The following is a 20935-nucleotide window of genomic DNA, read 5'->3' as shown; positions in this document are numbered from 1 at the left end:
ATACCGCTCAAGAGAAAAGAAAAACAGCCGTAAAAAACCGCGGCAGTATAGCATAGCGATAATTAGGGGAAGGAAGAAAGGATATAAAAATGCCCGGCAAGCCGGGCATTTTTATTATTTAGCCGCTTTAGGTGGGCGACCGCGACGCTTAGGTGCCGCATCTTTTGCAGGTGCTGGAGCCGCAGCTGCTTTTGGTGGACGACCACGACGCTTAGGTGCTGCGTCTTTCGCGGCTGCTGGTGCTGCCGCTGCTTTTGGTGGACGACCGCGACGCTTAGGCGCTGCATCTTTTGCCGGAGCCGCTTTAGCAGGTGCTGCCGCTGCTTTTGCAGGACGACCACGACGCTTAGGTGCTGCGTCTTTTGCCGGAGCTGCTTTAGCAGGTGCTGCCGCTGCTTTTGGCGGACGACCGCGACGCTTAGGTGCTGCATCTTTTGACGTTGCGGTTTTTGCTTTAGCCGGACGACCAGGCTTAGCTTTTGGCTTCGCTGGTGCTTCTGCTGCAGCCGCTTTGGCTTTCAGTTTTTTAGCAGCAACTTTCGCTTTGCTTTCTTCTTTTTTCGCACGTGCTTTTACTTTTACAGCATCTTGTTTAGCACGAGCCTTGCGCCATTTGGCTTCAAAAGCAGCAACCGCTTTTGCCAGATCAGCATCTGCTTTAGCAGTCAGTTCAGCTTCATACGCTGCAGCTGCTTCTTTAGCCGCTGCCAGGGCTGCTTCTGCTTTTGCTTCAATTTCGGCGACTTTCAGAGCTGTTGCAGCGGTACGCACTGCTGCTTTTGCAGCTTGCAGTTTCTCTTTTTCAGCTTTGACTTTGGCATTAGCCGCTGTTGCAGCACGTTTTGCTGCGGCAGTCGCTTTCGCAGCGCTGGCTTTGGCTTTTGCCGCTGCTGCTTTTTTCTCTGCTGCTTCTACTTTAGTTTGTTGAGCCGCAACCGCTTTCGTTGCTTTTTCAACCGCTTTAGTTGCTGCCGCAACTGCTTTTGGCAGAGCAGGTGCTTCTGCTTTTTTGGCAGCAGGCTTACGTCCACGTTTAGCAGGCGCTTTCTTTGGTCGTGCCATGGTTAGTCCTCGATTTTATATCTGATCAGAAATCGTAGTACGTACAACTGCCAGTTACAGCAAGCGCTGTACAATAACTATTCGATGCAATAATAGTATTTTTAATTAAAAAAACCAAAAAATATTCGCATAAAAAACTTGATTTTGGCGTTTTTTCGCCATTTAAACGTTTTTTTATTGATTAAGACCGGCTTTTTTCGTTATCCGGGATATTTCTGAATAATTCAGATCACCGCAAACGCTTTCACTTATTGCCGGTTATTTTTACAGAAGACCGTTATAACAAATCAAAAGTTCAATAAACTGATAAATGAATAGTTTATTTTTTAAGGCGCTTTTTCACCGAACAGTTAACTCTATTAACGGGAGCCGTTAATACGACAGGCATAAAAAAAGGGCCATGAGGCCCTTTTTTCGAATCCTTGTTTTAGCTTAGTTTAATGCAGCCATCACGGATTCAGTGATTTCTTCCAGAGAACCTACACCCGGAATATGGCTGTATTTTGGTGCATCATCACCATTTTCAGCCTGTAATTCTTTATAGAAAGAAACCAGTGGTGCAGTTTGCTCGTGATAAATAGCCAAACGCTTGCGAATGGTTTCTTCCTGATCGTCATCACGCTGAATCAGATCTTCACCCGTTTCGTCATCTTTACCTTCCACTTTTGGTGGATTGTAAACAACATGATAAACACGGCCAGAACCCGGGTGCACACGACGGCCACCTAAACGTTTTACGATTTCTTCATCCGCGACATCAATTTCCAGTACCGCATCAATAGCAACACCGGCATCCAGCAGCGCCTGAGCCTGTGGAATAGTGCGTGGGAAACCGTCAAACAGGAAACCATTAGCGCAATCTTCTTGCTGAATACGCTCTTTGACCAGGTCAATGATGATCTCATCGGATACCAAACCGCCGGTTTCCATGATTTCTTTAACTTTCAGACCCAGTTCGCTACCAGCTTTTACTGCAGCACGCAGCATGTCACCGGTAGAAATCTGAGGAATCTCAAACTTTTCACAAATAAACTGAGCCTGTGTGCCTTTACCAGCACCGGGAGCACCCAACAGAATTACGCGCATGCGCAAACTCCTTAATGGTTAATTAAAATTCTGGCGACTGGCAGAGTTGATCACTTTTTAGCCAGACCGATAAAAAAATAGGCCTAACCTTACCTCCAGCAAGGTTCTTGCTCAAGTCATTGTCGAAAAAAAGCCGGGAAAGTGACCCGGCTTTTGATATGGCTTAGGGTTAGCAAAGCTCAGCCAGTATTGCGCATACCAGCAGCAATGCCTGCCATCGTTACCTTTAAAGCCTGCTCAACCTGGCTGCCTTCATCACCCGCAAGACGATTACGGTGCAACAACTCCGCCTGTAAATAATGCAGCGGATCGGTGTAAGGGCTTCGGATGCTCATTGAGTGCTCCAGCAAGCGGCTGTTCTCCAGCAGGCTGGTTTGCTGCTTCACCTGCAATACCAACTTACGCATTTGCTCTAAACGCTCACGCAGTACACTGCCCAGTGGCTGCAGTTCATCTTCCACTAAGCGGCGCTCATAATATTGCGCTAATGCCGGATCGGCTTTAGAAACCACCATTTCCAGCATATCAATATAGGTATGGAAGAACGGCCATTGCTGATACATCTCTTGCAACAGATCAAGCTGATCATTGCTGATGTGCTGCTCCAACGCATCGTCTGCTCCCAGCCAGGCCGGTAACATCAAGCGCATTTGAGTCCAGGCAAAAATCCAAGGAATAGCCCGCAAAGTCTCAATGCCACCACCTGCCTTACGCCGTGCCGGACGACTGCCCAGTGCCAACTTGCCTAATTCCTGCTCTGGAGTTGCCGCGCGGAAATAACGCACAAAATCTTCGGTATCACGTACCATTGCCCGATAGGAACGAACTCCGGCAGTCGCCAGTGCTTCCATAGCATCACGCCATTGGGGTTTGGCCGATTCCGGTGGTAACAGATTAGCTTCAAGAACCGAGGTGACGTACACCTTAAGATTACGCAAGGCTAATTCCGGCATGCCATATTTAAACCGAATGACCTCACCCTGCTCAGTTACCCGTAAGCCATTTTCAACCGAACCCGGAGGTTGTGCCAGAATAGCGCCATAAGCAGGGCCACCACCACGGCCCACGGTGCCACCCCGGCCATGAAATAAACGCAGGCGAATATTTTTTTCTTTGGCAATGTTCGACAAGCTTTCCTGAGCACGATATTGCGCCCAAACGGCAGCCAGCTGTCCGGCATCTTTGGATGAATCGGAATAGCCAATCATGACCTGCTGGTGCCCCTGACAATAGTTGCGATACCAATCAACCGACCAAAGCTTTTCCATTCTTGGTGATGATTGCTCCAGGTCGTCGAGAGTTTCAAATAAAGGCACAATTGGTAAATGATCACGCACATCACAGGCTTGCAGTAATAACGCGACGGCTAAAATATCGGAGGGCTCACTGGCCATGGAAATAATGTAGCAAGACACCCCCTCACCCACGTCAGAAGCAATAACTTTCATGGTATCCAGCACTTCCTGAACGTCTGCTTCAGGCTGCCAGCGCGTCGGAATTAAAGGGCGCTGCGATTGTAATTCTTTTAATAAAAACTGTTGTTTTTGCTCTTCACTCCAGCTGTGATAATCACCCCAGCCATAAAATTCACAAATCGCCTGTATCACATTGGCATGCCGGGTGGATTCCTGACGCACATCCAGACGCACCATGGATAAATCAAAGCAGGCAGCACGGCGTAACGTATCGAGCAATAACCCGTTGGCAACGGTATCCATTCCCTGGTCAATTAAACTGTTATAGCACAGCATTAATGGCTGTAATAATTCATCAACATGCCGAATCGGCTGAATATCACATTCTTTGCCTTTGGCTTTCGCCGCTGCCCAGGCTCTTGTTTTTTCCAGCTGATCGCGCAGATCATGAATACAGGCACGATACGGCTCATGAACCGGGTAAGCCTGTTTCATTTCGGCCGATGCGGCGGTCATCGACAATTGCATGCCGAGTTTTTCAATATCGCGCAGATATAAGTCCGCGGCCATCCAGCGCGCCAGATACAGCACTTCACGGGTAATTTTTGAGGTCACATTTGGATTACCATCGCGATCTCCCCCCATCCACGACGAAAAACGAACCGGCGCTGCGGTTAATGGTAAAGCACTGCTACCACGCTGGCGCAGCTCGTTATCCAGATGTCGCAATAATTGTGGCACGGCTTGCCATAATGAGTTTTCCACCACGGCAAAACCCCATTTGGCTTCATCAACCGGAGTGGGTCGGGTCTGACGAATTTCATCGGTTTGCCAGATTTCTTCAACCAGCGAAGCAATGCGTTTTTCAATGTCTTCCAGACGAGGATGGCCGTCACGTAAGTCATCGCGCTGCTGTAATAACTGTGCGATTAAATCGTATTTCTGAATTAAGGTACGACGGGTCACTTCGGTGGGATGAGCGGTTAATACCAACTCGATATTCACGTCTGCTACTTTCTGACTGAGGTCTAAACCGTCAATACCTTCCTGCTGCAAACGATCTAATAAATCATCAAATAACTGATCGGCATCGTCCTGTAAAAAATCGCTGCGACGCCAGCTGGCGGTATGTTGCTGATCAGCAATATTGGCCAGGTTTAAAAACTGATTAAAACCACGCACGACTGGCACCAATGCCTCATCCGGCATCGTTTTTAACAAAGCTAACAATCGATCCCGTTCAGCCACGTCGCCCTGCCGGGCAATCTTCGCTTGCTGACGAATATCTTCGATGCGCTGTAACATCGAATCACCGTGCTGAGCAGCAATGGCCTGCCCTAACACATTACCTAACAAACGTACTTTATCGCGCAATAAACCATCCAGCTCGGACATGACAACACTCCGTTAAGTAAGAGACCTTACCTTCACACTCCCCGTCAATACTGTCAACAAAGGCATTAATCCGGACAAACCATAAGATTCTGTGAAGTAGCTCCCAATATTGTGTGAACACTATCTACGATTAATGAAGCAGAAATCAGTAAAATTTCAGATGTTGTATAAACTTATAGATCAATCTGAACCGCGGAATCGATTATCATGCAGTTAAATCGAACATTGCTGGCATTACTGACCTTGTGTGCCATTTATTCCTCCCCCACCTTATCGTTAGAACTTTCTCTTTATATCGCTGGCGATACGCGCCTGTTAATTCTGGATGAGAACAGTCAGTACCCCGCCAGCGAGAATGGCAGCCGCCATTACAAAGGCTATATTTCCGGTGTTAAAGACAGCTGGGTTCGTTTGTCTTATTTTAATGATGGTCGCTGGAACGGGATTGCATCCTTTAATAATCAGATGCACTTTATTGAACAGTACACTTCGCCTTCTGATCAAAGCATCAGCGCTTTTCCCTTCAGCTCACTGACCTCTGCGGCCACTTGTGGTAACGATCAGCACAACCACCAGATACATAGAAACGACAGCAACGCAGAACGTAGCCATCCGGCATTATTTATTGCTGAAGAACTGGCACAATCGTTTGTTAATCAATGTAACAATCTGGTGGATGACGTCTGTGTGTACGCTGACCTGGAACTGGTATTTGACCAGGAATATCAAAGCGCACTGAGTGGCAGAGATCTGCAAGGATCGACCGATAGCCTGATGAATATGGTCGAAGGCTATTACCTTAATCAGTTTAATATCGCCTTTAATCAGATTAACAGTGTGCTTCTGACTAATGACACCGATATTTATACCAGTTCGACGAATGCTACCGCAGTATTAACCGATTTCTTTTCGCGCAGCTGTGAACAACGATTTGGCGCTACATTTTGCAGCAACCGCTTCGGAAATTACGACGGCCGGAATCAAACGCCAACCGATTTTCTGAAAGAAGATAATTCGATCGTCCATTTGATCACAGGTAAAGACTTCGATGGCAGCACCGCTGGTGTGGCATTTGCCAGCGCCACCACTTATTGCAGTGCATTTACAGTAGGCACCAGTCAATTAGCCCGTGATTTTGGTGGTGTGATTAGCTTGCCTTTTACCGCCGCGACCATTGCCCATGAAATTGGCCACAATTTTGAATCCGGACATGACGGTGACGGCAACAGCTGTGCTTCCAGTGGCTTTGTTATGAACGCTTTTATCGGTGCTCTGCCGCAAGAGTTTTCCAGTTGCTCTGAGGAGGTGATTACACAAACGGTGTCAGGCCACTTTAATGATTCCTGCACCACAGCGCCGATGGATATGACGATTCAGCCTGTGGCATTTTCCGGCAGTGCCAGTATCGGTCAGAACCTGACTATTGCAAACGCCTTTACTGCACGTAATACCGAAACAGGGTTCAGAACCAGCGGTAATGTTGAATTAACTCTGATGGCAACGGGCGCAGCATTTAATGCTGTCAGCCTGGCAGGCACTGCCTGCGATATTTTCCCGGATAATCGACAAGCCAGCTGTAACTTCCCGGTGAGCACCAGTACTGCACAAAACATTGCGATTACTCTGACGCCAACGGCGTCTAACGTTAGCGTAACAGCAACCGATCAGAGTAATAGCTTATTCCGTGATGCCGACCGTTCTAACAGCAATGCTGTATTAAATTTCAGCGCTTCCAATAGCGGCAATGTCTTTGTGATTAATGCAGATAATATCGCGCTGACAAATAATCCACGTCCACTGGTCCGCGGTACGACCAATCTCAATAGTGGCAGTAGCATTCAGGTTATTCGCGGTAATACCACCCTGTGTACCTCATCCGTTGCCAATGATGGTAGCTGGAGCTGTACACCTTCAGGCAACCTCGAAGAAGGCAGCAACACCCTCACCATCCGCGACACTCTGGGCATCGTAACCCGCGACATTACCGCCATCATTGATACAACAGCACCTGTCTTAACCGCCAGCAATATTGAAACCAGCTCAACACGACCGGCATTATCAGGCACAACCGATTTATCAACCTCCGGCTTGTCAAATGATCAGGGGGAAATACGGGTATTACTGGATAACACCACACTCTGTGCAGCGGCTGCGATCAGTAATAATCGCTGGAACTGCACGTCCAACCAAAAATTACCCTTGGGCACTCATAACCTCACAGCCCGGGCACAGGACCTGGCTGGTAATGTGAGTCTGGCTGCTTTTACCGTCACCATTCAGTCTGCGGATAATAATGCGGGTAGCGGCGATAATTCAGGCACTGGCAACGGTGATAGCTCATCAGGCAGCGGGGATAGTTCCGGCGGTGGCGGTGGTGGTGGCCACTTTAACTGGTTTATCACCTTATTATTATCAGTGCTTATGGTCCGGAGCCGCCGTCGATGAAAAGCAGCTATTTAATGCTGATGTTAGGCATAACAACGGGTTGTAGTTGGCTGGCGCATTCGCCTGCTGAAGCACCTGAGAATTATACAATGCGCGTCACACAACAATGCTTTTGCCACCCACAATTCTCCGGGCCTTTTGATATCGAAATTCGGCAAGGGGCACCTTATCGTGCAGTACGCAGCAGCGATGGCAAAGCCATTCCGTTATCTTGGGTTGGTAATGAAGTGCCGGATTTAGCCGTCATTATGCGTCGGATACAGCAGGCTGAAGCACAAGCGGCATATCAGCTGGAAATAAACTGGTCAGACGAAGCAGGCATCCCAAGTTCAGTCTACATTGATAGATCTGAAATGATCGCTGATGATGAAGTGACTTATCGGATCGAAAATTTTCAGCGGCTTTAAATCCGATAAAAAACCAATAAAAAACGCCGTTATTTTTCAATAACGGCGTTTTTTATTGTCGACATATTATGGCTGGCTTAGCAGCAACAAGACTTACAGCGGGCTACGGCCTTTTTTCGCAGCAGTACGCAGACGCAGTGCATTAAGCTTAATAAAGCCTGCCGCATCAGCCTGATCGTAAGCACCAGCATCGTCTTCAAAGGTAGCAATTGCTTCGTCAAACAATGTGTCTTCAGACTGACGACCAACAACAATCACATTACCTTTATACAGCTTAACTCGAACGTCACCGTTAACCACTTTCTGAGTTTCGTCGATAGCCGCTTGCAGCATGGCACGCTCAGGAGACCACCAGTAACCGTTATAAATCAGCTTAGCGTATTTAGGCATCAGCTCATCTTTCAGGTGCATGGCTTCACGGTCCAAAGTGATGGACTCAATCGCACGGTGTGCTTTCAGCAATACGGTGCCCGCTGGAGTTTCGTAACAACCACGTGCTTTCATACCAACGTAACGGTTTTCAACGATGTCGACACGACCTACGCCGTTTTCGCCCGCGATTTTATTCAGCTCTTCCATAATGGTTGCTGGTGATTTTTCAACACCATCGATAGCAACCGGATCACCGTTCTTGAAGCTGATGGTCAGGTAAGTTGGCTCATCTTTGGCTTGCTCTGGAGCCTTGGTCCACAGCCACATATCTTCTTCCGGCTCATTCCAAGGATCTTCCAGAATGTCACCTTCGTAAGAAATGTGCAGCAGGTTAGCATCCATTGAGTAAGGAGACTTCTTGCCTGCCTTCTTCTCAACTTCAATACCGTGTTCATCACAGTAAGCCATCAGGGTTTCACGGGAAGTCAGATCCCAGTCACGCCATGGTGCAATCACTTTCACGCCTGGCTTCAGTGCATAAGCACCCAGCTCAAAACGTACCTGATCGTTACCTTTACCCGTCGCACCGTGAGCAATTGCATCGGCACCGGTTTCGTTGGCAATTTCGATCAGACGCTTAGCGATCAGCGGGCGTGCAATGGAAGTACCCAGCAGGTATTCACCTTCGTAGATGGTGTTAGCACGGAACATCGGGAAAACGAAGTCACGAGCAAACTCTTCACGCAGGTCGTCGATGTAAATTTCTTTGATGCCTAAGGCTTCGGCTTTGGCGCGCGCTGGCTCAACTTCTTCACCCTGACCCAGGTCAGCAGTAAAGGTCACCACTTCGCACTGATATTCTTCTTGCAGCCACTTGGCAATTACCGAGGTATCCAGACCACCGGAATAAGCCAACACCACTTTTTTGATGTCTGACATGGGATTCTCCAGGACGATTAGGCCCGGATCGTTCTCAATCCGGGCAACAGAAAAATTTAAGGGGGCGTATTGTACTGATTGCACCGCGACTAGCCAAGTTCGGCGTTCAGATCATCAGCGGTCAGTACGGGGAGGCAGTTTGAATAACAGATGGTCGGGAATCGGCATATCGGCGCGTTGCTCCAGACGAATGGTCACCCGGCGGTTTTCTGCCCGGCCTTTGCGGGTGTTGTTAGAAGCAACCGGATAACGCCCGCCGTGAAAACGGGTGGTGATCATCTCCGGATCAATACCTTGTTTAATAAAGTAGCGCTCAACGTCTTCCACCCGCGCTTTAGAAATCTGGCGCTGATCATAACGCCGCCCCTGATTATCAGAATGGCCATCCAGATAGGCAGCAAATACTCGCGGATCATTTTTCATATAAAAAATAATGGTATCGAGAATCTCAATATCTTTTTGATCAATGGCCTTTTCATTTTCACCAAAGAACACCTTCGAACGGGCGACCTGATCAAAATTAACCGGCAACAGCTGTTTAACACATTCTAGATAATCGAGATAAAAATCATCAAACGCCAGTGAGGATAACTGCACCTGTACAAAGCGCTCATCGTCGTAATAGGTTTTATGGCTGATGGTCGGCCATTTGCCTTCCATCAAAGCATGTAAAAACCGATTGGTACGTTCGTGATCAAGGCTGAGAATGGGCTGCTGACGGCGAATTTTGCTGGTGCCCAAAAACTCCGTCCGGCCACTGGGCTGCCAGTATGGCGGCAGAATAGTTACCTGCGCCTGACTGTAATCCATTAAATTACGGGTCGTTTCTAATTGAAAATACACATCTTCACCGGCCTGATGATAAAATACACCACGACCATAGTCCGGAATTTGCTGGGCAAACCGGCACTCAAATACCGAACCGGATAAGGTCCATTCAGTACTGTCCAGACCACCTGCAAATTTCAGTGGCTGTGCTCCCTGCAGTGGCAACCAGCCAACTAACAGGCTTAAAACAGACAACATTCGTAACATAACAAACCGTCATTTATTCAGATAAAGAACGCTCACACGACGCACACTTCAACACACATTTCAGAGTTACCACTGGGTTATCGGCCACTTCTCAGGGTTATTGAGTGTTACTGGCAACAATAATTTCAGCGCTGGGAGATAAGCGGGAAAAGCCGGGCACTTTTCGGTACAATGCGGGCCAACCGTAATCACACGCTCCATAACTCCCATAAGATTAGCTGAGGTTTGCCCACATGACTGACCGCATTACCATTACCCGCCCTGACGACTGGCATTTGCATCTGCGTGATGGCGCTGTGTTGCAACACACCGTGCCAGCCACTGCCCGGGTGATGGGACGCGCGATTATCATGCCGAATCTGCAGCCACCAGTAATGAATGCCGAGCAGGCACTGGATTACCGCAGCCGCATTCTGGCAAAGGTGCCGCAGGGTCTGAACTTTAACCCGCTGATGGTGCTCTACCTCACCGATAACACCACCCCAGATATGATTCGTGAAGCCAAAGAAGCGGGCCATATCGTGGCGGTTAAATTGTATCCGGCGGGTGCTACCACCAACTCTGATTCAGGTGTTACGGATTTAGGCAAACTGGATGAACTGGCCGCTGCGCTGGCCGAAAACGACATCAAACTGCTGGTGCACGGTGAAGTTACCCACTCAGATGTGGATATTTTTGATCGCGAGAAACGCTTTCTGGATGAAATTCTGGTGCCATTGGCCAGCCGCCATCCAAACCTGAATATGGTAGTTGAACATATCACCACCAAAGATGCCGCAGACTTTGTTAACAGCCAGGGCGATAATGTCGCCGCCACCATCACGGTTCAACATCTGGCCTACAACCGCAACCATATGCTGGTTGGTGGCATCCGCCCTCATTTTTATTGCCTGCCAATTCTGAAGCGCAATACTCATCAGCAAGCGTTACAGGAAGCGGCCATTAGTGGTAGCCCTAAATTTTTCCTCGGAACCGACTCTGCCCCACACGCCAAAGGCGCTAAAGAAAGTGCCTGTGGTTGTGCCGGTTGCTTCAGTGCTTATGCCGCCATCGAACTGTACGCCGAAATTTTTGATGACTTAGGCGCACTGGATAAACTGGAAGGTTTTGCCAGCCACTTCGGCCCGGATTTTTATGGCCTGCCACGTAACTCCGATGAGATTTCGTTAATCAAACAAGACTGGCAGGCTCCTATCGAAATGCCTTTTGGTGACGATATTATTGTGCCATTACGTGCAGGCGAAACCCTGCGCTGGAAACTGGATTATTAAGACAAGGACTCATACAGACAATGAGCGACGACAAACAGCCAAAATCCTTGATGGCGCAACGCTTCCGCGGTTTTTTACCGGTTGTGGTTGATGTTGAAACCGGCGGATTTAATGCCCGTACCGACGCCTTACTGGAAATCGCCATGGTGACATTACGCATGGACGATGACGGTTATCTGCATCCGGACGAAACCCTGTCTGCCAATATCCATCCGTTTGACGGTGCCAATCTGGAGCAGGAAGCACTGGACTTTACCGGTATTGATCCTTTCGATCCGGAGCGTGATGCCGAGTTTGAAATTGATGTACTGAGCGAAATGTTTCAGACCATTCGCCGCGATATTAAAAAGTACGGCTGTAACCGGGCTGTACTCGTGGGTCATAACGCTCACTTTGACCACGGCTTTTTACGTGCAGCAGTGGATCGTAATGATATTAAACGTGATCCGTTCCATCCGTTTTCCTCGTTTGATACCGCCTCCATTGCAGCCATTGCTCTGGGGCAAACCGTACTGGCAAAATCCTGTAAAACCGCCGGCATTGATTTTGATAATAACTCAGCCCATAGCGCCGAATACGATACTTACAAAACCGCAGAATTGTTTTGTTATATCGTGAATCGTTATAAAGACTTGGGTGGCTGGCCATTAGCTAACGCCCCGCTGGTAGAGGACGATTGATGGAATATCAGTTTTACCACGGCGCACGTGGCCCGGTTGCTGAATTATCCATGGAACAAGCGGCCATTGGCCGCTGGTTAAGTGATGAAATCGGCAGCGATACGGAGCGGGTAAATGGTCTGCTGCATAATATTGCCGAAATCCGTGATGGTATTTTTCTGGAACTGGATGTAGACGGTAAAGAATTTCGCCTGACACTGAATAAAGACGAAGCTGAAATTAAAGCCAACAGTCTGGTCAACAACCTCGACTCAGACAGCACCGAGCAAATGGATGCAGAAGGCCTGAGTTTTTACGACAGCGAAGAAGTTGCGGGTTGTGGCCTCGATGATTTTGAAGCCTTATTAATCGCCTGGCTGGAGTTTTGTTCTTAGGGTCTGTTAACAGCTTTTAAGCTAAAGCCGCTTACGAACATCAGCTATTAGTTTTTCAGCAAAGTCTGTTAACAGCTCAATCCCCTGCTTAGCCATATTCACAGCGTCTGTTAATTCATGGATGTCTTCAATATATTCGTGGATCATCTTGTTGCGACTTTGTCGCAACATAACCCAGGAATCCGCACTGAGTAATAACCCCAGTTTTTCTGCCCGATCGAGGTTATCAATAAAAGTACCAGGCTTCTCTTGTACTGCTTTCATCCAACTGATTAATAATTTGTCTCCAATATTATCCTGCAATCGGCAAAAGCGGCTGACAAATGCTTCCAATGTTTCACATGACTCCGGATTTCCCTGAATCGCCAGCATCTGTTGAGAGGTTAACACCTCAGACTCAGCAAATAATTTGTTACAGGAATACGATAAATAGCCCTGCTCTTTTTCAATCACCCGAATCAAAAATAACAAGCGTTGACGCAGGCCTTCATCCATGGTCATAGCAGCACTCCTTGTTTTTTGGCGATATCGTGAATTGACTGGTGCTTCAGATTTGGAGCTTCTAACAAAATATCAACTTTACGCCCATAAAATAAACGCATAACCGCAACGGTCAGTCGACCAGACAACTGGGCTGGAGATTCAACAACCTGATTGGTCGAAATCAACAAATCAATATCACCGCCGGAAGCCGAATCATCAACGCGTGAGCCAAAAAGCCAAACCTGTACCGAGCTACCCAATACGCTCTCCGCGATTTCGCGAATTTTTTGTGCCTGTGATTGTGAAATTCTCATATACAGTGCCTATGTTCTATATGCCTGTGCTCTGTGTCTCTATACCACATGACATGGATTTAGCGCGTTTTTACCGATATTTCCAACTCAGCGCCCTTAATATCACGCAAGCGTGGAATCGTTTCATCGAGCTCTTCTTCTGTTTCATCCCAATGAAGTTTTCCGGAAACCCCCATCGTTGATTCATCATCGCTGGGAGCCGTATCAAATAAATCAGGCAGCACACGATACTGATCCAAGATCGCGGTTTTACTTTTCTGCTTGTTTGGCCCCCATACCGGCTCATGACCAATGTCGGGCATTTCTCCTGATAGAATATCATCCGGAATATTAAGATTCAGCGGCTGCTTTTCAGATTCTGCAGTGACTTCCTGGTCATTACTCTGCTCCACATTTTGCTCGGTTGCCGGTGTCTCAAGCACACGGTCAATGGTTTGCTTAACGCCACGCAATATCGGCTGTTGTGAATCTTCACAAGCCGATAACAGCAATAATATAAGCAAGCCAATCATCCAGCGGATGACTGCTGTCCGGGGTATTATTCGCATTCGACGTACTTGCAGTCCTTCAACTCGGCATCATCCACTTCTGCATGCTCGACCAGTGTGAGCTGCAGTTCAACACGGCCAACCACATCCGAGTCGAAAGTAACGGAAGCCGGTTGTTGTTTTTCCAGTGTCACACTGGGCGTTGCCAATAATTCCTGGCCTTTACCCTGATCAGCATAAACCTGAGCATTGACGGTATAACTGCCAGCGGCATTTTCCTGCACAGATAACACCAAACTGTAACCACCCTTGCCATGCTCTTCGTAACGACTGGTATCGTTTTCCAGAATTACAAAAGCTGCGTCCGCTTTTAACTGCCCGCCGTAGGTCATCACCGCATTCACCTGATACACAGATAACGCCTGTGCCATAGCCGGAAGCAAGGTTAAACACAGCGTAACAACCACAAGGTTTAATAACCTGTTTTTCATTTTGTTCTCCAATACAGCGCTCGACCTGAGTCTGAATAATATGATTGAGCGACCACCAATCCTATCACAGCCACCAGCTCCCCTTGCGAATTCAGCAAACATGGCCAATCAGCTCGCAACCACAACGGAACCTGATTCTCCTGCCAGATATGTTTCAGCGTTTTATGTGGCCGCCCCTGTGGTTGCAGAGTACGTCCATTACAGCGTGAAGCAGGCAAAACCCGATAACTGCCCGGCTTAATACTTTGCTGGCCAGGAGAGTGATCCTGCGACTCCTGTAGAGCAATCACGCCTCCAAACCACTTCAACTGTTTGATATCGCTGTTGTTGGTGCTGGTGTTGGTGTTATCGGTATTGCTATCGCTCGATGGAATCACCAGTGTGGTGTCTTTATGTGTTGCTACTCGCGCCGTACGCAGATACAGACCCATCTGAAACCGTTGTAATACCCAATCACCCAATACTAACTGCGGGTGTTTATCATCTTTAGCCATAGCCAGAGACACACAAAATTGCTGCAAGCGGATGGCCGCTGGGCAGGCTATCGCCTCTTGTTGTAACCAGTTACGAATAATATAAGCCTGTAATTCAGGCGGCTGGGCATTAAATATTGTTAAATCCAGATAGCGATTTTTGCTATTGGGCCAGCAACATGGCTGCTGGCACGCTTCCAGCTTCTCATTTAATAAATACTTCAGGGTGTGCTGGTCTTGCTGCAATTGCGCCAGAGAGCGTAATACGGCGGCTTTACGCCCGGGAAATTTTTGCCATAAACGCGGCAATAATTCTTGCCGCCACCAGTTACGATCAAACCGGGTATCCTGATTGGATTCATCCTCAACCCAATGGAGTTGCTGTTGCTGCGCATATTCCAGCAGTTGAGCACGGCTGCAACCTAACAATGGCCGGACAATTGTGAAGTGTAAATGTTGACGTTGTAGCGGAATGCTTGCCAAACCATCCAAGCCAGCACCACGTAATAATCGCAAAAAAAATGTTTCGATCTGATCATCAGCATGATGTGCTGTTAATAAATATTCACCATCCAATACATACTGGCTAAAAACCTGATAACGAGTATCGCGCGCCTGTTGCTCAATATTATTATGGTGATTATTCAGGGTGATTTTTTCGGCATAAAACGGAATCGTTAATGCTGCACAGAATTGTCGACAAAAACTTAGCCATTCATCAGCATGATCGGATAAACCATGGTGTATATGAATGGCTTTGAGTCGGCCCTGTTTTATTCTTGTCTGGTATTGTGGCAATGTTGCTAACCGATGCAACAAGGCCACAGAATCCAGACCACCACTAAGTGCCAGCCAAAGGGTTTTATCCGCCGGATACTCCCCTAGTGCGGCTTCAATGGCGTCAGTTAAACAGCAGCTCGACGGCATCTTCACCAAACTCATATTTCAGCTGCAGCAATTGGTCATCGGTTGGATTAATCCGCCAGTGATCCGCCAACTGAATATCGCAGCGTGCCACTTCGTTATGGAAATCCAGCACCACCGGACAACCATTTTCCAGTGGTACTAATTTTTGCTGCAATTGTTTGCACAATAAATCCGTGGCCTTGTCATTATCAACACGAATACGCAGTGATTTGGCAAAGCTTAAGCGCGCCTGACTGATTTCCATTGCACTGCGGCCCGTGGCTTTTAAACCACCGGAATAATCGTCGTGGCTCACCTGGGCTTCCACCACCAGCACTTTATCTTTGGCAACCACTTCGCGTACTTCTTCATAGACATCCGCAAACAGGGCAACTTCCATCCGGCCTGAGCGGTCGTCCAGGGTAACAAAACACATATTGTCGCCGCGTTTGTTTTTCATCACCCGCATATCCACCACCAGGCCGGTGAGTTTTTGTGTCCCTTTACCTTCCTGAATATGCGACAGCTTGGTGGGTACTAACTGGCGAACTTCTTTTTCATATTCATCAAACGGATGGCCGGTAACGTATAAACCCAGCGTGTCTTTTTCACCTTGTAAGCGTTCTTTTAAGGTCCATTTGCGCAGGCGGCGGTGGCGCTCATAAGGGTCGGTTTCGTGTGCAACTTCCGCTTCCACTTCACCAAATAAATCCATCATGCCCGCCGCTTCATTAGCGGCACTCTGCCCAGCCGCTTTAACCGCATCTTCAATGCTGGCCATTAAAATGGCGCGGTCTTCACCAAAGCAATCAAACGCACCACAACGTACCAGTGCTTCTAACACACGTTTATTAATTCGTTTGGAATCACAACGCTCACAAAAATCGAATAAATCCTTAAATTCACCACCCTCAGCACGTGCCTCAGTAATGGCTTCGACCGGGCCTTCACCGGCACCTTTTACCGCGCCTAAACCATACACAATGGCACCGGCATCATTCACGGTAAAACCAAACTCCGACTGGTTCACATTGGGCAATACCAGTTCTAATTCCATCTCACGGCATTCTTCAATAAAGCCCACCACCTTATCGGTGTTTTGCATATCCGAAGTCATTACCGCTGCCATAAACGGCGCCGGGTAATGTTTTTTCAGCCACAGCGTGTGATAAGAAACCACCGCATAAGCCGCCGAGTGAGATTTGTTAAAACCGTAGCCTGCGAATTTTTCCACCAGGTCAAAAATCTTCATCGCCAGGTCTGGATCAACCCCAACCGAAATCGCCCCTTCGCGGAAGGTTTCCCGCTGTTTGGCCATTTCTTCCGGCTTTTTCTTACCCATCGCCCGACGCAACATATCCGCGCCGCCCAGCGTGTAGCCAGCCAGTGTCTGGGCGATCTGCATCACCTGTTCCTGGTAAACAATGACGCCGTAGGTCGGTTCCAGAATGGGTTTTAAACTTTCGTGCTGGAAGTCCGGATGTGGATAAGCGACTTCAGCCCGGCCGTGTTTCCGGTTAATAAAGTCATCCACCATGCCGGATTCCAATGGCCCCGGACGGAACAGCGCCACCAGTGCAATCATGTCTTCCAGATTATCCGGTTGCAGACGCCGTACCAGATCTTTCATACCCCGGGATTCCAGCTGGAACACCGCGGTGGTTTGTGCGGTTTTTAAGTACTCAATCGAGGGTTTATCATCCAGTGGAATTTCTTCCACCCGAATCGGCTCAAGATTGTCTTTAGCACGAATACGATTAATAGTTTTTAATGCCCAGTCGATAATGGTTAACGTACGCAGGCCCAAAAAGTCGAACTTAACCAGACCCGCTTCTTCAACGTCATTTTTATCAAACTGAGTCACCAAACCAGCACCGCCCGGTTCACAGGCGGTGGCTGAGAAGTCGGTTAATTTGGTTGGCGCAATTACCACACCACCGGCGTGTTTACCGGTTTGTCGGGCAATACCTTCGAGTTTTAACGCCATTTCCCAGATTTCCTGGGCTTCGTCATCGTCGTTTAAAAACTCGCCAAGCGCGGGCTCCACTTTTAACGCTTTTTCCAGCGTCATACCTGGGTCGCCGGGAATTAATTTGGATAATTTATCGGCTAAACCGAACGACTTACCCTGCGCCCGTGCTACGTCACGCACCACCGCTTTGGCCGCCATGGTGCCAAACGTCACAATCTGCGATACCGCTTCACGACCGTAGTTATCCGCCACGTAGGAGATGACTTTTTCACGGTCTTCCATGCAGAAGTCGATATCAAAGTCGGGCATGGAGACCCGTTCCGGGTTCAGGAATCGTTCGAACAGTAAGTCGTATTCAAGTGGATCCAGGTCGGTAATCTTTTGTGCATAAGCCACCAATGAACCGGCACCGGAACCCCGCCCCGGGCCAACCGGAATATTGTGATCTTTAGCCCACTGAATAAAGTCCATTACGATCAGGAAATAACCCGGGAATCCCATCTGGATAATAATATCCAGCTCGAATTTTAAACGTTCATCGTAGGGCTTTCGTTTTTCAGCAAATTCTGGGGAGTTCGGGTCAAGATCGGAGAAAATAAATTCCAGTCGTTCCTGCAAACCCACTTCGGAGATTTTGCGGAAAAAGTCATCTTCATCCATGCCTTCCGGAATCGGATAATCCGGCAAGAAATATTTACCCAGCAATACTTCAACTGAACAACGGCGGGCAATTTCAACGCTATTTTCAATGGCCGACGGAATATCGGCAAATAACTCTGCCATTTCCTCAGCGCTGCGGAAGTATTGCTGATTGCTGTACTCCCGTGGGCGACGTTTATCTCCCAACGCATAACCCTGGCCGATAGAAACCCGGGTTTCGTGGGCTTCAAAATCATCGGCGGCCAAGAAACGTACATCGTTGGTCGCCACCAGAGGAATACCGAGCTTGCCGCCTAACATCTTGCCCGCTTTCACAACCGATTCATCACCCTGACGGCCGGTACGTTGTACCTCGTAATAAAAACGATCACCAAATACACGCAGATAGTCTGCTGCTAAGGCTTCTGCACCCTCTAAATCACCTTTCAGAATACGCTGACCAATATCGCCCTCACGGGCACCGGCTAACACAATCAGACCGTTATGCTGCTCAAATAACCACTCTTTTTTGATGATGGCTTTATCGAAGTGCTGGTTATCCATAAAGCCACGGGAAATCAGCTCACGCAGCCCCAGGTAGCCATCCGGAGTCTGACACAGAGCGGTTATCCGGAATGGCGCATGGATATCTTCTTCATTCTCAAGCCATAAATCGGCACCCAGAACTGGCTTAATACCACTGCCCAGCGCTCCTTTGTAGAACTTCACCAACGCATACATATTGGCTTGGTCTGTCAGAGCAACCGCAGGCATCCCCATGCTTTCGGCTGTTGATAACAGCTTTTTCACCCGCACCGTACTGTCGTACAAGGAGAATTCAGAATGGACACGAAGGTGGACAAAGGTCTGGGTCATCAGATAAGGCGCTTAGCTAGAGGGTAATAATATGGGCTCTATTGTAGCGATATTCACAAGCTAATGGCACACTCAAAGCCCAGATTCAGCAGCAGACCCATGATTCCCAAATGGCTAAAAAACAACCAAAAAACGCAATATCTGACCAAACCAAAACCGAGGCTCTGAAGGTCGCCAGAGGCACCCAGAAACCCGGGCAAACCAAAGAGCAGACAAAATTAATCGCCCAGGGGATTGAAAAAGGTATCGCCGAATATAAAAAGCGCGAAAAACAAAAAGCTCGGGAACGGGATAAACAGCGTAAGCAGGAATTAAAAGCGAAGGAAAAAACGGATATTCAGCCAACGTCAGAAAAGAAAGCTAACAATTCAGGCTTATTACCCTGGATTTTATTAGGACTGAGCTGGGTGGGATTTATTGTTTTTGAATTATTGAAAGCCTGAAAACAAAAACGCCGCATTGTTTCCAATGCGGCGTTTTACGTTTAGCGAGGTGTCAGATTAGCCGAAGAAGCTGATCATCACACCGGCTGCTACTGCAGAACCAATTACACCCGCAACGTTTGGACCCATGGCATGCATCAGCAGGAAGTTCTGGCTGTTAGCTTCCAGACCCACTTTGTTAGATACACGCGCCGCCATTGGTACCGCAGATACACCTGCTGAACCGATTAACGGGTTAATTGGATCTTTGCTCAGCTTGTTCATGATTTTCGCCATGATCACGCCCGCAGCAGTACCGACCATAAAGGCAACCAGACCCAGAACGATAATCGCCAGCGTGCTGCCATTCAGGAAAGCATCGGAGCTCATTTTGTAGCCAACGGACAGACCTAAGAAGATAGTCACGACGTTGATCAGAGCATTTTGTGCAGTGTCGCTCAGACGCTCAACCACACCCGACTCTTTCATCAGGTTACCGAAGCAGAACATACCCAGCAGAGGTGCTGCGGATGGCAACAGAATCGCTACCAGTACCAGTACCGCAATTGGGAAGACAATCTTCTCGCCTTTGGTCACAGTACGCAGCTGGCTCATGGCGATCTGACGCTCAGATTCTGAGGTCAGTGCTTTCATAATTGGCGGCTGAATCAGAGGAACCAGAGCCATGTATGAATATGCCGCTACAGCAATTGCACCCAGCAGTTCAGGCGCCAGTTTCGATGCAATAAAGATCGAAGTCGGGCCATCAGCACCACCAATAATACCAATCGCTGCTGCCTGCTGAACGGTGAAGTCCATCAGTCCTGCGTCAGTCAGCAGCACCGCACCAGCAACGGTACCGAAGATACCGAACTGAGCCGCCGCACCTAACAGCAGTGTTTTTGGGTTTGCCAGCAGAGGGCCGAAGTCAGTCATTGCGCCAACACCCATGAAGATCAGCAGCGGTGCAACACCACTGGCAATCGTCATGCTGTAGAACACATATAGCATGCCGTTATCAAAGCCCAGCGCAGAACCTAATGCGACGGCTTTTTTGTATAACAAACCCTGAACTTCATAAGCTTCTTTATACGCAGCAAATACCTGATCCATGGTCGAGTTAGCGGCAATGCCAAACAGCTCAGCAAATTCAGCCAACACTTTAGGATCAGCAGAGCGGATTGCCGCTTCAGCCGCCGACCAGCCCATACCAGCACTCGGGATGTTAACCATCAGAGTACCAACAGCGATCGGCAACAGCAGCAGTGGCTCAAAGCCTTTTTTGATAGCCAGATACAACATACCGAAGGCTACCAGCATCATAAACGCCTGGCCTGGCTCGATATGAGCAATACCAGTGTCATTCCAGAGACGGAGTAAGCTTTCCATC

General features: G+C 48.3%; 18 protein-coding genes. 6 read left to right on the top strand and 12 right to left on the bottom strand.

Annotation, left to right across the window (positions count from 1 at the left end; translation table 11 throughout):
• Positions 1-114: 114 nt before the first annotated feature.
• From ACO05E_RS12960 to ppc, 3 genes are all read right to left on the bottom strand, one after another.
• Positions 115-1062, bottom strand: coding sequence for a hypothetical protein (locus tag ACO05E_RS12960; protein ID WP_419813359.1), 948 nt, complete (start codon positions 1060-1062; stop codon positions 115-117).
• 432 nt (positions 1063-1494) lie between these two features.
• Positions 1495-2148, bottom strand: a complete 654-nt coding sequence (adk, locus tag ACO05E_RS12955; RefSeq protein WP_419813358.1) for an adenylate kinase — start codon at positions 2146-2148, stop codon at positions 1495-1497.
• A 179-nt stretch (positions 2149-2327) separates the two neighbouring features.
• Positions 2328-4958: a phosphoenolpyruvate carboxylase gene (gene ppc, locus ACO05E_RS12950; protein ID WP_419813357.1), complete on the bottom strand. Its 2631-nt coding sequence runs from the start codon at positions 4956-4958 to the stop codon at positions 2328-2330.
• 207 nt (positions 4959-5165) lie between these two features.
• On the opposite strand from ppc, the gene ACO05E_RS12945 reads away from it, so the two are divergent.
• Together ACO05E_RS12945 and ACO05E_RS12940 are read left to right on the top strand one after the other, a co-directional pair.
• Positions 5166-7403, top strand: coding sequence for an Ig-like domain-containing protein (locus ACO05E_RS12945; RefSeq protein ID WP_419813356.1), 2238 nt, complete (start codon positions 5166-5168; stop codon positions 7401-7403).
• Positions 7400-7810: a DUF6174 domain-containing protein gene (locus tag ACO05E_RS12940; RefSeq protein ID WP_419813355.1), complete on the top strand. Its 411-nt coding sequence runs from the start codon at positions 7400-7402 to the stop codon at positions 7808-7810. Before ACO05E_RS12945 ends, ACO05E_RS12940 begins: the two co-directional genes overlap by 4 nt.
• 93 nt (positions 7811-7903) lie before the next feature.
• On the opposite strand, the gene ACO05E_RS12935 is transcribed toward ACO05E_RS12940, so the two are convergent.
• Together ACO05E_RS12935 and ACO05E_RS12930 are read right to left on the bottom strand one after the other, a co-directional pair.
• Positions 7904-9121 carry an argininosuccinate synthase gene (locus tag ACO05E_RS12935; protein ID WP_419813354.1) on the bottom strand — a complete coding sequence of 406 codons (1218 nt, stop codon included), beginning with the start codon at positions 9119-9121 and terminating at the stop codon, positions 7904-7906.
• Between the two features lie 114 nt (positions 9122-9235).
• The gene (locus tag ACO05E_RS12930) at positions 9236-10156 is read right to left on the bottom strand and encodes a flagellar protein MotY (protein WP_419813353.1); all 921 of its coding nucleotides are present in this window, start codon (positions 10154-10156) and stop codon (positions 9236-9238) included.
• Positions 10157-10389: 233 nt separating this feature from the next.
• On the opposite strand from ACO05E_RS12930, the gene pyrC reads away from it, so the two are divergent.
• From pyrC to ACO05E_RS12915, 3 genes are read left to right on the top strand one after another with little or no spacing between them, the layout of a single operon-like run.
• Positions 10390-11427, top strand: coding sequence for a dihydroorotase (gene pyrC / locus ACO05E_RS12925; protein ID WP_419813352.1), 1038 nt, complete (start codon positions 10390-10392; stop codon positions 11425-11427).
• Positions 11428-11447: 20 nt separating this feature from the next.
• Positions 11448-12107 (top strand): ribonuclease T, encoded by a 660-nt coding sequence (gene rnt / locus ACO05E_RS12920; protein ID WP_419813351.1) that lies wholly within the window; start codon positions 11448-11450, stop codon positions 12105-12107.
• Positions 12107-12481 carry a YacL family protein gene (locus ACO05E_RS12915; RefSeq protein WP_419813350.1) on the top strand — a complete coding sequence of 125 codons (375 nt, stop codon included), beginning with the start codon at positions 12107-12109 and terminating at the stop codon, positions 12479-12481. Before rnt ends, ACO05E_RS12915 begins: the two co-directional genes overlap by 1 nt.
• 21 nt (positions 12482-12502) lie before the next feature.
• On the opposite strand, the gene ACO05E_RS12910 is transcribed toward ACO05E_RS12915, so the two are convergent.
• The 6 genes from ACO05E_RS12910 to dnaE are packed head-to-tail and all read right to left on the bottom strand — an operon-like array spanning position 12503 to position 19123.
• Positions 12503-12982, bottom strand: coding sequence for a hypothetical protein (locus ACO05E_RS12910; protein WP_419813349.1), 480 nt, complete (start codon positions 12980-12982; stop codon positions 12503-12505).
• On the bottom strand, positions 12979-13278 hold the full coding sequence (locus ACO05E_RS12905; protein ID WP_419813348.1) for a nucleotidyltransferase domain-containing protein: 300 nt from the start codon (positions 13276-13278) through the stop codon (positions 12979-12981). Before ACO05E_RS12905 ends, ACO05E_RS12910 begins: the two co-directional genes overlap by 4 nt.
• A gap of 59 nt (positions 13279-13337) precedes the next feature.
• Entirely contained in the window at positions 13338-13781 is a 444-nt protein-coding gene (locus ACO05E_RS12900) for a hypothetical protein (protein WP_419813347.1), read from the bottom strand.
• 35 nt (positions 13782-13816) lie between these two features.
• Positions 13817-14257, bottom strand: a complete 441-nt coding sequence (locus ACO05E_RS12895) for a hypothetical protein (RefSeq protein ID WP_419813346.1) — start codon at positions 14255-14257, stop codon at positions 13817-13819.
• The gene (gene tilS / locus ACO05E_RS12890; RefSeq protein ID WP_419813345.1) at positions 14254-15672 is read right to left on the bottom strand and encodes a tRNA lysidine(34) synthetase TilS; all 1419 of its coding nucleotides are present in this window, start codon (positions 15670-15672) and stop codon (positions 14254-14256) included. The genes ACO05E_RS12895 and tilS overlap by 4 nt, the downstream gene beginning before the upstream one ends.
• Complete coding sequence (dnaE, locus tag ACO05E_RS12885; protein ID WP_419813344.1) at positions 15632-19123, bottom strand: DNA polymerase III subunit alpha; 3492 nt, start codon at positions 19121-19123, stop codon at positions 15632-15634. Before dnaE ends, tilS begins: the two co-directional genes overlap by 41 nt.
• 110 nt (positions 19124-19233) lie before the next feature.
• Between dnaE and ACO05E_RS12880 the strand changes: the two genes are divergently transcribed.
• Positions 19234-19566 carry a DUF2956 domain-containing protein gene (locus ACO05E_RS12880; RefSeq protein WP_419813343.1) on the top strand — a complete coding sequence of 111 codons (333 nt, stop codon included), beginning with the start codon at positions 19234-19236 and terminating at the stop codon, positions 19564-19566.
• A gap of 57 nt (positions 19567-19623) precedes the next feature.
• Here the strand turns inward: ACO05E_RS12880 and ACO05E_RS12875 are convergent, their stop codons facing one another.
• A complete protein-coding gene (locus ACO05E_RS12875) occupies positions 19624-20934 on the bottom strand; it encodes a sodium ion-translocating decarboxylase subunit beta (protein ID WP_419813342.1) in 1311 nt (436 codons plus the stop codon).
• Position 20935: the final 1 nt, after the last annotated feature.

The organism is Bacterioplanoides sp. (assembly GCF_965226395.1).
In the GTDB taxonomy this organism is placed as follows: Bacteria; Pseudomonadota; Gammaproteobacteria; order Pseudomonadales; family Oceanobacteraceae; genus Bacterioplanoides.
Note: the sequence above shows the minus strand (reverse complement) of the source record. Positions and strands in the feature narration are given on the sequence as shown.

Bases quoted from the DNA above. Each gene is read 5' to 3' on its own strand.
- pyrC (WP_419813352.1), top strand. From the start codon at position 10,390: ATGACTGACCGCATTACCATTACCCGCCCTGACGACTGGCATTTGCAT.
- ACO05E_RS12905 (WP_419813348.1), bottom strand. From the start codon at position 13,278: ATGAGAATTTCACAATCACAGGCACAAAAAATTCGCGAAATCGCGGAG.
- ACO05E_RS12895 (WP_419813346.1), bottom strand. From the start codon at position 14,257: ATGAAAAACAGGTTATTAAACCTTGTGGTTGTTACGCTGTGTTTAACC.
- ACO05E_RS12930 (WP_419813353.1), bottom strand. From the start codon at position 10,156: ATGTTACGAATGTTGTCTGTTTTAAGCCTGTTAGTTGGCTGGTTGCCA.
- ACO05E_RS12880 (WP_419813343.1), top strand. From the start codon at position 19,234: ATGGCTAAAAAACAACCAAAAAACGCAATATCTGACCAAACCAAAACC.
- ACO05E_RS12935 (WP_419813354.1), bottom strand. From the start codon at position 9,121: ATGTCAGACATCAAAAAAGTGGTGTTGGCTTATTCCGGTGGTCTGGAT.
- ACO05E_RS12945 (WP_419813356.1), top strand. From the start codon at position 5,166: ATGCAGTTAAATCGAACATTGCTGGCATTACTGACCTTGTGTGCCATT.
- tilS (WP_419813345.1), bottom strand. From the start codon at position 15,672: ATGAGTTTGGTGAAGATGCCGTCGAGCTGCTGTTTAACTGACGCCATT.
- dnaE (WP_419813344.1), bottom strand. From the start codon at position 19,123: ATGACCCAGACCTTTGTCCACCTTCGTGTCCATTCTGAATTCTCCTTG.
- ppc (WP_419813357.1), bottom strand. From the start codon at position 4,958: ATGTCCGAGCTGGATGGTTTATTGCGCGATAAAGTACGTTTGTTAGGT.
- ACO05E_RS12960 (WP_419813359.1), bottom strand. From the start codon at position 1,062: ATGGCACGACCAAAGAAAGCGCCTGCTAAACGTGGACGTAAGCCTGCT.
- ACO05E_RS12915 (WP_419813350.1), top strand. From the start codon at position 12,107: ATGGAATATCAGTTTTACCACGGCGCACGTGGCCCGGTTGCTGAATTA.
- rnt (WP_419813351.1), top strand. From the start codon at position 11,448: ATGAGCGACGACAAACAGCCAAAATCCTTGATGGCGCAACGCTTCCGC.
- ACO05E_RS12940 (WP_419813355.1), top strand. From the start codon at position 7,400: ATGAAAAGCAGCTATTTAATGCTGATGTTAGGCATAACAACGGGTTGT.
- ACO05E_RS12875 (WP_419813342.1), bottom strand. From the start codon at position 20,934: ATGGAAAGCTTACTCCGTCTCTGGAATGACACTGGTATTGCTCATATC.
- ACO05E_RS12910 (WP_419813349.1), bottom strand. From the start codon at position 12,982: ATGACCATGGATGAAGGCCTGCGTCAACGCTTGTTATTTTTGATTCGG.
- adk (WP_419813358.1), bottom strand. From the start codon at position 2,148: ATGCGCGTAATTCTGTTGGGTGCTCCCGGTGCTGGTAAAGGCACACAG.